Source organism: Kitasatospora sp. NPDC049285 (assembly GCF_040678815.1).
Classification (GTDB): Bacteria; Actinomycetota; Actinomycetes; order Streptomycetales; family Streptomycetaceae; genus Kitasatospora.
In genome coordinates this window covers 55,378-68,770 of record NZ_JBFAQR010000023.1, presented here as the reverse complement: position 1 = coordinate 68,770, position 13,393 = coordinate 55,378, and the positions used below count along the sequence as shown (strand labels likewise).

The window sequence follows — 13,393 nt, the reverse complement described above, 5'->3', positions numbered from 1 at the left end:
CGTGGACTCTACTCCTTCCTCCACAGCAAAGGGAACGTCCGTGGCCAGCACCTCCACCGAACGCGCCGCCGGCTCGGTGCAGTCCGTCGAGCGCGCCTTCCTGCTCCTGGAGGCGCTCGCCGACTCCGGCGGCATCGCCACCCTCAGCGAACTCTCCACCACCTCCGGCCTTCCGATGCCGACCATCCACCGCCTGGTGCGCACCCTGGTCACCCAGGGCTACGTCCGCCAGGACACCGCCCGCCGCTACACCCTCGGTCCCCGGCTGATCCGCCTCGGCGAGACGGCCGGCCGCCTGCTCGGCAGCTGGGCGCGCCCCTACCTGGCGGAGCTGATGGAGGCCACCGGCGAGACCGCCAACCTGGCGGTGCTGGAGGGCGGCGAGGTGGTGTACGTCGGTCAGGTCCAATCCCGGCGCTCCATGCGGATGTTCACCGAAGTCGGCCGCCGCGTCCAGCCCCACTGCACCGGCGTCGGCAAGGCGCTGCTGGCGCAGCTGCCCGAGGACGAGGCCCGCGCCCTGCTCGGCCCCGGCCCGCTGCAGTCCCACACCTCGTACACCGTCACCGACCCTTCCGCGCTGCTCGAGCAGCTCGCCGTCTCCCGCGAGCGCGGGTACGTGGTCGACGACCAGGAGCAGGAGATCGGCGTGCGCTGCATCGCCGTCGCCGTGCCCGGCGCACCCACGCCCACCGCGCTCTCCGTCTCCGGCCCGGAGGGCCGCATCCAGGCGCTGGAGTCCCAGTCCGGGGCGGCCGGCCTGGTCCCGCTGATGCAGACGATCGCCGCCCGCCTCGGCGAGGTGCTCTGACGGACCGTCAGGGCCGCCTTACGCTGAGTGTACCTCCGCACACTCGTCACAGGAGCGCACGTGCACCGTCTGGTCCCCCTCCTCGCCGCGCCCCTGCTGGCGTTCGCCCCCGCCGTCGCGCCGTCCGCCTCCGACCTGCGGGTGGTCCGGCTGGACCCGGATCCCGTGGCGCCGGGCGGGACCACCGCGGTGCACGCCTTCGTTGCCAACGGCGGGCCGGACACCACCGCCTCGCCGTTCACGGTGCTGGTCGACCTGCCGGCGGGCTTCACCGCCGAGGGGCCGTTCTTCCCGTCCGGGTGCACGGCGGCACCGGCCGGCCGCCTGGTGAGCTGCACCTTCCCGGCCGGTCTGCCGCGCTACCGGACGGCGACCGCGCTGGTCCCGGTCCGCGCGGACGCGAACGTGCCCCCCGGCAGCAGCGCCGAGGGGCACGTTCAGGTGCTGAGCGCGGACCACCGCGATCCGGCGGACGACCGGACGGCGTTCACGCTCTCCGTGTCGTGACGGGGCGTCAGCGGTACACGCGCACGTAGTCCGAGCTGAAGCTGATCGGCGCGCTGCCGCTCGCGGCGGGGTGGTAGGCCCCGGCGCTCAGCGACAGGTTGAGGATCAGGTACGCCGACCAGTTCGACCCGACGCCCGTGCCGTCGGAGAAGACCTTCTGCCCGTTCACGTACCAGTCGACCGAGTTGGCGCCGTAGTACGTCCCGATGGTCACCCACTTGTCGGCGCCGACCGAGGCCGCGTCGGTGTAGTACTTCGAGCCGGACTTCACGTGGTTGGTGAGCTCCAGCAGGTTCGGGTTGTCCGGGTGGTACTCGAACGAGTCGATCTCGCCGTTGCCGTTCTTCCAGGTCCACAGCGCCGGCCAGGCACCCGACCCGGCCGGCAGCTTGACCCGGGTCTCGGCGTAGTCGCCGGTCTTCACCTGGAAGCCCTGCTGCGAGTACTCGGTGGTGAGCAGTCCGGTGTCCCAGGCCCGCTTGCCGTTCTCCAGGGTGTGGCTGGAGGGGGTGGCGGTGAAGGTGGCGACGCCGCCGGAGACGGTGACCGCGTTCGGGCTCAGCCAGTCCAGCTTGTTGTCGTCCGGGTTGTGGTTGCCGTACTTGTACGAGCTGCTGCGGTCGCCGGTCCACTTGGAGCCGTAGCCGATCGGGCCGTCGAACTCCTCGGACCAGGCCAGCGACTTCCCGGGCACCGGCGCACCGGTCGACGGCGCGGGCGTCGGGGTCGGCGTGGGGGTGGGAGTCGGCGTGGGCGTCGGCTTCGGGGTCGGGGTCGGGGTCGGGGTGGGCGTCGGCTTCGGGGTTGGGGTCGGCGTGGGGGTCGGGGTGGGCTTCGGCGCCGGGGTCGGCGTCGTGCCGGCGGCCGCGACCGTCAGGGTGCGCGCGGGCAGGTTGTGCCAGCTGCCCGCGGTGTCCTGCCAGAAGCCGAACTGGGTGTAGCTGCCGGCCGGCAGGGTGCGGGCCGCGCTGGTGAAGGTGACGCCGCTCGGGCAGATCCGGACGTTGCCCGCGTTGCCGGGGAAGTCCAGGTTGCGCCCGGCCGCGTCACGCACGCCGACGCCGACGGTCTTCGCGGTGAAGCAGGAGTCCGAGTGCAGGGTGAGCGAGGCGGTGGTGGCGGCGCCGGCGGTCATCGCGGTCGGGGTGAGCCGGTCCTGGACGACGGTGGTGGCGGCGTTGGCGCTGCCGGTGGCCAGGGGCACGCCGAGCAGCGCGACCGACCCGGCGAGGACGCCGAGGCGGGCGGGGGTGGCGACAGGTCGCATGGGGGTGGTCCTCCGCGACGCCTGCGAGGTGAGCTGTCGGGTTCGGGCGCTGAGGCAGCCCGGCCGCGCGTGGCGGCTTCACCCCGAGCCGGGCCCGCGCGCCCCTGGGCAGGGCGGAGGGCACGGCGTACTGCCGTGGTTCCCCCGCTCCTGCCCGTGCTGTGCTCTGGGTGTCGCCGACGGGCGGGCAGGACTCGGCGTCCCGGCGGCGGGTGAGCCCGGTGGGCGTCCCGAGCAGGCTAGGCAGATTGTCCTTATATCTCCAATACCGGTCCGCTGAGACATGGTTCACACCCGCCGCGCCGGGTGATCACCCGCGGACCGCCCCTCGGCCATGGGGCCGACAGCCACACCGGGCGGCCCGGGGTATGCGCCGCACCCATTCCGACGGCACTCCCGCCTCCGTAGCGTGCGCGTACGGGACTCAGCGTGAAGGAGTGAACGCGGTATGTGGAGAAACGGACGCGGGAGGCGCGGCGGCTTGGGCTTCCTGCTCGCGGGCGTGCTCGCGCTGGCGGGTGCGGTCGTCCCGACGGGGACGGCTTCGGCGGCGGTGCCGTCCAACCTGACCCTGGAGGCGAACTACGGCAGCGTCGCCAACGGCTGGGACCACGTCGAGCGGTACCTCGACACCACCTCCGGCTTCCACCAGGAGCAGTACCCGCCGGACGGCCGCGGCGACCAGGACGGGCAGCGCCTCACCTTCTTCGGCGGCGTCAAGCAGCCCTACTCCGGTCGCTTCCTGCTCTACTCGGCGCCGGGCTGGAACACCGGCGCGCACCAGGTCCCCGTGCTGCTGGTGCACGGCGCCAACGACAACCCGGACCGGGCCTGGGCCAACCCCGGCGAGTCCGGCGGCTACGGCTGCGGCGCCGCCTCCTGCCCGAGCACCGGCCTGATGCAGTACCTGGCCGGGCAGGGGTACCGGGTCTTCGCGATCGGCTTCGCGCACAAGCAGGGCGACAACCTGATGCAGGCTCAGGAGGTCGGGGACGCCGTCGCGCTGATCCGCGCCAAGCTCGGCGTCCCCCAGGTGGACCTGGTGGGCTGGAGCAAGGGCGAGATGTCCACCCGGGCCTACGTGTCCTCGGTCAAGCCGTCCTGGGGCCGCCCGTACGCGGGCGACGTGCGCAAGCTGATCACCCTCGGCGGGCCGAACGGCGGCTACGACTACCCCTTCGCGCACGGGTGGGCGCACGACTTCTCGATCTGGCCGCAGTGCGGCGGCGCGGTCAACGCCCCCTCCCCGCACCTGCACATGACCTGCTACGGCACCTACACCGCGCACCCGGAGTTCTCCTTCACCCCGAGCGGCGGCTACGACGACTACCCCGGGCAGCGGCAGATGCTGGCCCGCTGGGACTCGGTCTTCGGCGTCGACCAGACCCAGCAGGACTGGTACACGACCTACTACGGCGGGCAGGGCTTCTACACCGACGGCGGCGGCATCCAGGCCGCGATCAACGCGGGCTCGCTGGTCACGCCGCTGCGCCAGGCCGGGGTGCCCGCCACGGTGACGTCCTACCTGCTGGCCGGCGGCACGCCCAGCATCGTCGGCATCTTCAACGAGAACCGCGGCCCGAGCGACGGCGTGGTCTTCGTCTCCAGCGCGCTCGACACCACCGGCTTCGGCACCGTCGGGGGCACCGCGCTGATCACCCTCGCCAACCACCTGGAACTCGGCTGGGACAGCGCGGCGAGCGCACAGGTCCGCAGCTGGCTGAACTGAGGACCCGTCACATGATCACCGAACGACTGATCACGACCGACCGGCTGACCGTCAGCCACGCCGAGATCGAGGGCCGCACCGGGGAACCGGTGGTGCTGGTGCACGGCAACGTCTCCTCCAGCGCCTTCTGGCACCCCACCATGGCCGAACTCCCCGCCCGCTACCGCCCGCTGGCACCGGACCTGCGCGGCTTCGGCGGCACCGAACCGCTGCCGGTGGACGCCACCCAGGGCCTGCGCGACCACAGCGAGGACCTGCTGTCCTTCGTCCGGGCGCTGGAGCTCGGCCCGGTGCACCTGGTCGGCTGGAGCATGGGCGGCGGCGTGGTGCTGCAACTGCTGCGCGACCACCCGGCGCTGGTCCGCTCGGTCACCCTGGTCAACCCGGTCTCCCCGTACGGCTTCGGCGGCACGCACGGGGTGGACGGGCGGCTCAACTCGCCCGACGGCGCGGGCTCCGGCGCGGGCGGCGCGGCCACCGAGTTCGTCCGGCTGCTGCGCGCGGGCGAGTCGGGCGCCGAGTCGCCCTTCGCACCGCGCTCGGTGCTGGACTCCGCCTACGTCAGCGAGCCGTTGGCCGAGCCGGACCGCTACGTGGCCGCGATGCTGACCACCCGGGTCGGCGACGACCACTACCCGGGCGACATCCGTCCGAGCGACGCCTGGCCGGGCTTCGCGCCCGGCGGGCGAGGCGTGCTCAACTCGATGGCGCCGACCCACTTCCGGATCGACGACCTGGAGCTGGTCGAGCCGAAGCCGCCGGTCCTGTGGGTCCGCGGCTCGGCGGACGTCATCGTCTCCGACACCTCGCTCTTCGACCTGGCCCACCTGGGCGCCCTCGGCGTCGTCCCGGGCTGGCCCGGCGCGGACGTCTGCCCGGCCCAGCCGATGGTGGCGCAGACCCGCGCCGCACTGGACCGGTACGCCGCCGCGGGCGGGACCGTGCGCGAGGTGGTGGTCGAGGGCGCCGGGCACAGCGTGCACCTGGAGCGCCCGAAGGAGTTCCTGGCGGCGCTGGTGGAGACCCTGGGCGGGGCCTGACCGGGCGCGCGGTCCGACCGGCTCGGAGGGTGACGACGGGTCAGGTCGCGTAGGAGCGCGGCCGGCCCCGCCGTCCGCTAGGTTTGACGGGCGCGGCCACCCCGGCCGCGCCCGTCGACCGTCTGCCGCCAAAGGACCGCCCCGCCATGACCGCCCCCCTGCCCGGTTTCGCCGGCCGCACCTACCTCTTCGAGGTCGACAACGGCGCCTCCTTCCGCAACTCCTACTCCGCGGACGGCAGTCGGCTGCGCTGGGAGGGCCTGGGCGAGTCGGCCGGCCAGTACGAGGACGTCCCGCTGCACGTCGCCGCCGTCGCCCCGGGCATCTGGTTCGTCTCCTGGACCGAGCGCAGCGGCATCACGGTCAGCCACGTCATGGACCTGGGCGCCCTCACCGTGAAGGTCTTCTGGACCTGGGAGGGCGAGACCGGCCGGGTCGGCGAACTGCACACCGGCACCCTCACCCCGGCCTGACGCCGTGCCCGGCTCAGACCACCTCGCGGGCCCGGGGCGACTGCCGGTAGAGCACCCGGTGCTCCTGCCGCGTCCTGACCAGCAGGCCCGAGCGGAGCAGGACGCCCAGGTGGTACGAGACCGTGCTGGCCGCGAGCCGGTGACGCTCCGCCAGCTCGGCGGTGGTCCGCGGGGCGACCAGGTCGGCGAGCAGCCGGGCCCGGGTGTCGCCGATCAGCTCGCCCGCCGGGGACGCGGGCGGCCCGCCGACGCCGAGCAGCGGCAGCGCCGGGTAGTCCAGGATCGGCGCGCGCCGGTCGGTGCGGTCGGGAAACGGGTCGAGCAGCGCGTGCACCCAGGACCCGAACACCGCCGGCATCAGCACCAGTGACTCCACGACCCGGATCTCGGAGCAGAAGTCGACGGTGACCAGCAGGTGGTCGCCGTTCCAGGCGATCCGCGGGTCGAGCGACCCGAGCGCGCTCCCCAGGCCGTACCGGCTGATCGTGTGGGCGCGGTGCGCGATGTCGTTCTCCAGCCGCGAGCGCAGCGCCGGCCAGCGCGGGGCGACGGCGGTCTCCCACAGCTGGTGGAGTTCGGCCGCGACCCGCTCGGCGAAGGCCTGTTCGCCCCGTTCGATGGCGTTGAGCAGCGGCCGCTGGGGGGTGCCGCCGGCCAGTTTCAGGCGGGTGCTGCCGGTGAGCATCAGGCTCAGCTCGGCGGCGATCCGGCTCGGGTCGGCGGTCGCCACCTCGTGCAACTCCCGTTCCACCACCTCGTCGTGGCTGTGCGGCACGGGCTGTAGGAAGTCCGGGATGTAGCGCCAGGCCCCCGTGTACAGCGAGTGGAGCACGGTCAGCCCGCGTTCGCGGATCGACTGGCGCACCAGCGGCCCCCAGCCCCGCGGGGACGGCCGGGCGGTCCGGTGGATCAGCCAGAGGCTGTCGGCGGTGGTGTGCAGGGGTGAGATGGCGAATCTGGTGTTCGCCAGGGCTCTGAGGTCCAGGTCGATCCGGAGCACGCGATTGCCTCTTCCGGGTGGGGGGAACGGTTCGGCGCCTACGGCATTCGAACGTCATCGAATCACTGGCCGGTCCAGACCTCCGGGGACTTTGCTGTCTCTGTACCGAGCACCGCGGGCCCGGTCGGAAAGACGCTCAACCCGTTCCGTTTGCAAGGCAGTTCGTACGCTCCTTCGTTTCGTGGGCCGGCCGTACGAGCCGGTGCCACTCAACCTGGAAAGCGAGCACACACCATGCGCGTCATGAAGAAGGCGGCCGTCCTCGCCGCCACCGCCGGACTCCTCGGCTCCGCCTTCGCACTGGCCGCCCCGGCCAGCGCCACCTCGTGGGGCTCGGGCATCGCCGAGGCCTGCGACACCAGCCAGAGCGTCGCCGGCGACCTGTGCCTCTACTACAACTCCAACTACGGCGGCTCGAACATCGGCTTCTGGGGTGCCGACGTCCCGAACCTGGGCGCCTTCACCTTCATCACCGCCGGCAACGGCCAGTACCAGGGCGTCTGGCACAACGGCGGCTCCGACTACAACCACAACACCGTGCACGGTGCGTGGATCTACGGCGCGAGCGGCCACAACACCTGGGTGGGTGCGAACACCTCCAACAACCTGGGTGGCAACAGCAAGAACCTCCAGGAGTCCATCGTCTGGAGCTGACGGCTGCGCGGTACCGGCAGTCGAACGGTCCGGCCGGGTCGCCCCGCAGGCGGCCCGGCCGGACCGGCCCACCCCGTCTTGGAAGGGATGTGACGAACCGTGAGGAAGCCGACCGTCTTCCTGTCGCTGGCCGCCGCGTGCGTGCTGGCGGCGTGCGCACCCGCCCCCGGGCCGGTCCCGGCCGACCGGGCGCCGTCGGTCGGCCCCGCCACCGGGACCCTGGCCGCCGGGGAGACCCTGCCGATCACGGCGTACGAGTTCACCCCCGGCCAGCTGAAGATCGAGGGGGTGGCCTACGTGGTGCTCTACAACCGCTGCATGGCCGCGCACGGCTTCACCGGCCTGGCCGGGCCCTCGGACGACGTCCGCGACTTCGACCCGATGGTCGGCCGGTACGGCGCCGACGCGGACGGGTACGCCGCCAGCGGCTACCACTACAAGGGCTACTACATCAGCGGCCGGGCCACCACCGCCCCGCCCGCCTGGGCCGCCCAGGCCAAGGCCGGCGGCAAGCCGACCCGCTCCGCCGACGAGCAGCACGTCGCCGAGGGCTCGGTGCGCAGCTTCGGCGGCGCCGACGTCCCCGCGGGCGGCTGCGAGGGCGACGCCAAGCGGCAACTCACCGACGGCGGCGGCTACTACGGCCCGCCGGAGCTGCCCGACCGGATCGACGCCGAGAGCTTCGACCAGTCGCTCACCGACCCGCAGGTCCGGGCCGGCTTCACCGCCTGGTCGGCCTGCATGGCCGAGGGCGGCCGGAACTATCCCGACCCGATGGCCGCCGCGGGCGACAAGCGGTGGAACACGCCGGAGCCCACCGCCGACGAACTCGCCACCGCCCGCGCCGACCTGGCCTGCAAGCGCCGCACCGGCCTGGTGCCGACCTGGCTGCACGCCGAGCAGCGCCTCCAGCAGGCCGCGATCGACCAGCACACCACCGAACTCGCCACCGTCAGGGCCGGCGTCCAGGCCACCGTCCGCACCGTCACGTCGGTCGCCGGGGTCAGCCCCACCTCACCGTGATCCCGTCCAGACCCGCCGGCCGGGCCCGCGCCCGGAGCTGACCGGCCGTCAGGCCTTCAGGTGCGGCGACAGGAACTGGAAGGCCGCGGGGAGCAGGCGGATCCAGGTGGTGAAGTTGTGGCCGCCCTCGGGGACGGAGGCGGTGCCGGTGGTGAGCGGGGGCTTGGCGGCGGCGGTGAAGGCGTCGGCGTCCTTGCGGAAGTCGCCGTCGCCCTTCTCGGCGCCGCTGAGCATGATCGCGGTGGGCGGCATCGGCAGGTTCTGCAGGCGCCACAGCAGGTCGGCCTCGTTGCGGCGCTGCTGGCTGCCCTTGAACAGGTCGCCGGTGGTGACGTCCTCGGCGGCGCGCAGGTAGCCGGACATGGAGACGCCGCCGGCGAACACGTCGGGGTGGCGCATGGCGAGCTTGGCGGCGCAGTAGCCGCCGGTGGAGTTGCCTATCAGGCCCCACGCGCCGGGCCCGGTGCCGACCCGGTAGGTGGCGGCGACGGCGCGCGGGACGTCCCTGGTGAAGTAGGTGTCGGACTGCGGGCCGTCGGGGACGTCCTCGCACTCGGGGTCGGCGGGCATCGCGGGCGAGGGCCGCATCAGCACGATGACGGTGGGCTGCATCCGGCCGGCCTGGATCTCCTGCAGCGCGACGCCGGGGTAGTTGAGCCGGGTGATCAGGTTCTTGGCGTCGCCGGGGAAGCCGGTCATCGCGATCAGCGCGGGGAACCTGCGCTGCTCGTTGCCGGGCTGGAAGTACTGCGGCGGCAGGTAGACGTAGCCGTCGGTGCTGAGCCCGGTGCGGGCGCCGGGGATCCGGACGCTGCGGATCTCGCCGACGGTCCGCGGGTCGCGGCCGCCGCGGCCGCCGGTGTCGACGGGCTCCTTGCCGAGTTCCTGGGCCGGCAGCACCGGCACGTTGCTGGGCTCCGGGCTCGCGCTCGGCGAGGGGGCGGCGCTCGCGCCGACCGGGGGCAGCGGCGCGGCGGCGGGCGCGGCGCCCCGGACCGAGACCGCGGCGTCGCCGCCGGTGCCCAGCAGGTCGTTCCAACTGCTGTAGAAGGTGAAGTAGTTGTTGACGACCAGGCCGATCACGGCGAGCAGCGCGAGCTGGCTGCCGAGCAGCATGCCGATCCGGCCGAGCACCGCCCGCCAGTGCGCCTTGGCGACCGCGGGCCACCACCAGACGGTCGCGCCCAGCACGACCAGTGCGATCTCGATCGTGAACAGCAGCAGCGTCGTACTGGTCAGCCCCATGGCCCCGTGGTCCCCGTGTGTCTTCCCTCAGCGGCCCGCGGGTGGCGAGCCGGCCGACGGCTCGGCGCGGCCGAAAACGTGCGCTCAAGTATGCACGCCGCGGTCGGCTGCCCTGCGCCCGGAGAGGTGGTTGCCCACCTTCCACAGCAGCCAGGCCAGCCCGACGAAGACCGCGGCGACCACCGTGCACGCCCCGGCGATCCGCCCGTAACCTCCCGTCAGCCTGGGGTCCATGAACGGGTACGGGTACCAGTCGACGGCGGCGCCGCGGGCCAGGCCGTAGGCCAGGTAGACCAGCGGGAAGACCAGCCAGTACGCGGGGGCGCTACGCGGCAGGGGGGTGCGCGGCGGGTCGACCAGCCAGTCGGCGAGCATCGCCGACGGCATCACGTAGTGCAGGACCGCGTTGACCCACGCCGCCGACTGACCGTCAACCTGCTGTTCCTGGCGGGCTGCTGACCCACCGTCAGACCGGGACCACCGCGACCGGGCAGTGGGCGTGGTGCAGCACGGCGTGGACGGCGGTGCCCATGCGCAGGCCGAAGCGCGGGGCCGGGTCGTGCCGCGAGAGCACCACCAGGGAGGCGGTGCGGGACTCCTCGACCACGGTGGCGGCGGTGCCGCCGGTCAGCTGGTGGCTGTCGACGACGACCTCGGGGTAGTCCTCGCGGACCGGGTCGCAGGTACGGCGCAGCAGCTGCTCGTGGAGCCTGGCCTCCTCGCCGAGTTCGTCGACCATCGGCGCCATCCGGCCGACGTCGGCGACCACCGGGGACCAGGTGTGCAGGGCGCGCACCGGCAGGCCGCGGCGGGCGGCGAGCTCGCAGCCGAAGCGCAGCGCCGCGGCGTCGCGTTCGTCGCGGACCGCGACCAGCACCGGCCCCTCCGGGTGGCCGGTGCCACGGACCACCACCACCGGGCAGGCGGCGTGCGCGGCGACCCGCAGGCTGACCGAGCCGAGCAGCAGCGAGGTGAAGCCGCCGTGGCCGCGGGTGCCGACCACCGCGAGTTCGGCGTGCTCGGCGGCGGTGAGCACCGCTTCGGCGGCGTCCCTGGGCACCACGTCACCGGTGATCCGCAGCGTGGGGTGGGCGGCCTCGAGTGCGGTCTGCTCGGTGTCGAGCAGCTGCGCCGCCTCCCGCAGGATCAGGTCGGTGACGGTGGTTCCGGTGCGCGGCGAGAGGGTGACGGTGCCGGTGTTGACGGCGTGCACCAGGTGCAGGGCGCCGCTGCGCCGCTCGGCCTCGCGGGCGGCCCACTCGGCCGCCGCGGCGGCGGGCGCGGAGCCGTCGATGCCCGCGACCACGCCTTTGACTGCCCGGTGCTCCATGGCGTGCTCCTCGGAGACGGGTTGGTCCTTCCAGCATGCGTCGCCCCGTGCGGCCCGCACAATCGTGGCCGTCCGGTCGCCGCCGGGCGGAGCTCAGTCGTCGACCGGGACGGCGGAGTCGGTGATGCCGAGGTCGGTGCGCATGGTGTGGCGCAGCACGGCGAGGCCGTCCCAGGCGGCGTCGACGGCGGCGGGGTAGGCCGTCAGGTCGTCGCCGGGCCGGGCGGTGCCGTGCGCGATCCGTACCAGGGTGCCGTACAGCACGCCGAGCCGGTGGTTGGCGCGGGAGGCCTCGGCGAGGACGGCGTCCGGGACGGTCATCTGCGCCTCGGCGTAGCGCTGCCGGTACTCGGCGCGGGCGGCCTCCACCGCGGCGAGCTCGGCGGCGGTGCTCGGCTGCTGGCGGCGCAGCGCGTGGGCGTGGTCGTTGAGCGCGGTGAGGTACTGGCGGGCGGCGGTGTTGAGGGCGACGTAGCAGGCCCGCAGGTCGGTGCGGTCGGTGCTGCGCCGCAGCTCGTCGCGGTCCGCCCGGCGGATCCGCTCGGTGAGTTCGCGCTCCTCGCGGCGGGCGGCGTCGCCGCGGCGCTGGGTCAGCACGGCGGAGGCGAGGGTGCCGAGCACGCCGACCACGGCGGCGATCACGGCGGCGAGGCCGGTGGCGTCCATCTGACGTCCTTTCGGGACTTGTGGGAGAGCGGGGGCGGGTCAGCTGCCCTGGTAGCCGAACGCGGCCCAGGCTTCGAGGGCGTCCAGGCCGTCCGCGGCGTCGGCGAGTTCGTCGGGGGTGCCGTCGGGGAGGCGGCGGTCGGGGTCGAGGGCCCAGAGCTGGGTGGCGCGGAGGGCTTCGGCGGGCGGCTCGCCCCGGCGCAGGCGGCCGTGCAGGACGTACATCAGCAGGCCGACCTGGTCGTCCTGGACCTCCCAGCGGGAGCCGATGACGCCGGTGGCGCCGGCGGCGAGGAAGGCGGTGGAGAGGGTGAGCGCCTCGTCCAGGTCGTCGTCGCTGTGGTCGCTGACGCAGGCGTCGAGGACGACCAGGCCGCCCGGCGCGGAGGGCGGGCGGCCCTGCGCCTGGCGGAGGATGTCGGCGACCGGGAGGCGACCGCTGTCCGGCCCGCCGGCGGGGGCGAGTTCGAGGTGCGCCTCGAGCGGGGAACGGCCGAGCGGGCGGGCGTGGCAGGCGAGGTGCAGCACGGAGGCGCCGGGCCGGCCCCGGGCGGGCAGCGCGGCCAGCACCTCGGCGGGCGTGCCGGGACCCTCCGCGCCCAGCACGTAGCCGAGCAGGGTGCCGTGCGGGTAGTGGTCGGCGTACAGGTACTCGGCCTCGATCTCGGCGCCGGGCAGGTTGCGGGCCGGGTCGCCGACGATCACCGGGCGCAGGTCGAGCGGCAGGCGCTCCCGGGCGGCGGTCTGGCAGAACTGCCGGGCCGAGGCGGCGTACGAGAGCACCGCCCGCTCCGCGGCCCGCACCGGACGGCTGCCGTCGCGCAGTCCGCTGCTCAGCAGCCCGGCGTGCCAGGGCACCCGCCCGAACTCGCCGAACGGGACCAGCACCAGCCGGGGCGGCGGCCCGTCCGTGCGCAGCGCGGGGTGGCGAAGCAGCGGCCGCAGGACCGCGATGCCCGCCCAGTCGCAGAGTTCGGCGAGGGCCGCACGCCAGCGGTGGCGGGCGGCGCGGCGCTCCGGGTGCCGGCCGGGCAGCGTGAGGGTGGCCTGCCGGGCCCGGTGGGCGTCGCGGTACGCGCCGAGCGCGGTGAGCGCCCCCGCCCGGACCAGCGTCAGCGGCTGCAGCTCGACCCGGCCGTCGGCGGTCACCAGCACCGCCTCCCCGGTGCGACCGGCACCGGGCGGCAGCAGGTACACCAGCGCGTGCGCCCCGGCGGCCCGCAGCGCGACCGCGATCTCCTCGACCGGCGGCGGCGTCGCCGCCCCCGGCCCGGCGGGCGCCCCGGCCAGCGCGGTCAGCGCACGACGCCGCAGGTCGTCCGGCATCGGCACGACGGCGCCGTCCGGCAACGCGGCGAGCAGGTTCCCGGGCTCCAGCGAGGCCAGCCCCGTGGCCACCCCGACAGCCCCCGACGGCGGGCCGGCCTGCCACGCGGCAGCGAGATCCGGATGCCCGGCCGCAAGCAACTGGTCGGGCACATCAGTGGTCGCCGTAGACGCGTGCAACACCAGCCCCCGCCCAAGCTCCAACGCCTCCACCGCCCCACGCAACGCACCCCGACGCCCCGCCAGCCCGCCACCCGCCTCCGGCAGACCGCCCTCCCCCTCGGCCCGCCGACGACCCGTCAGATCACCCCCCGCCTCCGCC

General features: G+C 74.3%; 13 protein-coding genes, 1 pseudogene and 1 riboswitch. Of the genes and pseudogenes, 7 read left to right on the top strand and 7 right to left on the bottom strand.

What is annotated here, in order from left to right:
* Positions 1–40 precede the first annotated feature (40 nt).
* Both AB0K51_RS17245 and AB0K51_RS17240 read left to right on the top strand, forming a co-directional pair.
* Positions 41–811 carry an IclR family transcriptional regulator gene (locus AB0K51_RS17245; RefSeq protein WP_363455541.1) on the top strand — a complete coding sequence of 257 codons (771 nt, stop codon included), beginning with the start codon at positions 41–43 and terminating at the stop codon, positions 809–811.
* Between the two features lie 60 nt (positions 812–871).
* A complete protein-coding gene (locus tag AB0K51_RS17240; protein WP_363455539.1) occupies positions 872–1,318 on the top strand; it encodes a hypothetical protein in 447 nt (148 codons plus the stop codon).
* A gap of 7 nt (positions 1,319–1,325) precedes the next feature.
* On the opposite strand, the gene AB0K51_RS17235 is transcribed toward AB0K51_RS17240, so the two are convergent.
* The gene (locus AB0K51_RS17235; protein WP_363455536.1) at positions 1,326–2,585 is read right to left on the bottom strand and encodes a glycoside hydrolase family 16 protein; all 1,260 of its coding nucleotides are present in this window, start codon (positions 2,583–2,585) and stop codon (positions 1,326–1,328) included.
* Between the two features lie 5 nt (positions 2,586–2,590).
* Positions 2,591–2,723: riboswitch (cyclic di-AMP (ydaO/yuaA leader) on the bottom strand.
* Between the two features lie 310 nt (positions 2,724–3,033).
* Here AB0K51_RS17235 and AB0K51_RS17230 point away from each other — a divergent pair.
* From AB0K51_RS17230 to AB0K51_RS17220, 3 genes are all read left to right on the top strand, one after another.
* On the top strand, positions 3,034–4,314 hold the full coding sequence (locus AB0K51_RS17230) for a lipase (RefSeq protein ID WP_363455534.1): 1,281 nt from the start codon (positions 3,034–3,036) through the stop codon (positions 4,312–4,314).
* A gap of 11 nt (positions 4,315–4,325) precedes the next feature.
* The gene (locus AB0K51_RS17225) at positions 4,326–5,354 is read left to right on the top strand and encodes an alpha/beta hydrolase (protein ID WP_363455531.1); all 1,029 of its coding nucleotides are present in this window, start codon (positions 4,326–4,328) and stop codon (positions 5,352–5,354) included.
* 146 nt (positions 5,355–5,500) lie between these two features.
* Positions 5,501–5,827 carry a hypothetical protein gene (locus AB0K51_RS17220; protein ID WP_363455528.1) on the top strand — a complete coding sequence of 109 codons (327 nt, stop codon included), beginning with the start codon at positions 5,501–5,503 and terminating at the stop codon, positions 5,825–5,827.
* 13 nt (positions 5,828–5,840) lie between these two features.
* Here the strand turns inward: AB0K51_RS17220 and AB0K51_RS17215 are convergent, their stop codons facing one another.
* Positions 5,841–6,827: a helix-turn-helix domain-containing protein gene (locus AB0K51_RS17215; RefSeq protein WP_363455526.1), complete on the bottom strand. Its 987-nt coding sequence runs from the start codon at positions 6,825–6,827 to the stop codon at positions 5,841–5,843.
* A gap of 243 nt (positions 6,828–7,070) precedes the next feature.
* On the opposite strand from AB0K51_RS17215, the gene AB0K51_RS17210 reads away from it, so the two are divergent.
* Together AB0K51_RS17210 and AB0K51_RS17205 are read left to right on the top strand one after the other, a co-directional pair.
* A complete protein-coding gene (locus tag AB0K51_RS17210) occupies positions 7,071–7,481 on the top strand; it encodes a hypothetical protein (protein ID WP_363455524.1) in 411 nt (136 codons plus the stop codon).
* 99 nt (positions 7,482–7,580) lie between these two features.
* On the top strand, positions 7,581–8,504 hold the full coding sequence (locus AB0K51_RS17205; RefSeq protein ID WP_363455521.1) for a hypothetical protein: 924 nt from the start codon (positions 7,581–7,583) through the stop codon (positions 8,502–8,504).
* Between the two features lie 48 nt (positions 8,505–8,552).
* Here the strand turns inward: AB0K51_RS17205 and AB0K51_RS17200 are convergent, their stop codons facing one another.
* The 5 genes and pseudogenes from AB0K51_RS17200 to AB0K51_RS17180 form a co-directional block, all read right to left on the bottom strand.
* Positions 8,553–9,749 (bottom strand): alpha/beta hydrolase-fold protein, encoded by a 1,197-nt coding sequence (locus tag AB0K51_RS17200; protein ID WP_363455519.1) that lies wholly within the window; start codon positions 9,747–9,749, stop codon positions 8,553–8,555.
* A gap of 84 nt (positions 9,750–9,833) precedes the next feature.
* Positions 9,834–10,154 (bottom strand): annotated as a pseudogene (locus tag AB0K51_RS17195) (Pr6Pr family membrane protein); the annotation flags it as partial.
* Positions 10,155–10,215: 61 nt separating this feature from the next.
* Complete coding sequence (locus AB0K51_RS17190; protein ID WP_363455516.1) at positions 10,216–11,079, bottom strand: universal stress protein; 864 nt, start codon at positions 11,077–11,079, stop codon at positions 10,216–10,218.
* 93 nt (positions 11,080–11,172) lie between these two features.
* Complete coding sequence (locus tag AB0K51_RS17185) at positions 11,173–11,745, bottom strand: hypothetical protein (protein ID WP_363455513.1); 573 nt, start codon at positions 11,743–11,745, stop codon at positions 11,173–11,175.
* Between the two features lie 39 nt (positions 11,746–11,784).
* On the bottom strand, positions 11,785–13,143 hold the full coding sequence (locus tag AB0K51_RS17180; protein WP_363455510.1) for a CHAT domain-containing protein: 1,359 nt from the start codon (positions 13,141–13,143) through the stop codon (positions 11,785–11,787).
* Positions 13,144–13,393 lie beyond the last annotated feature (250 nt).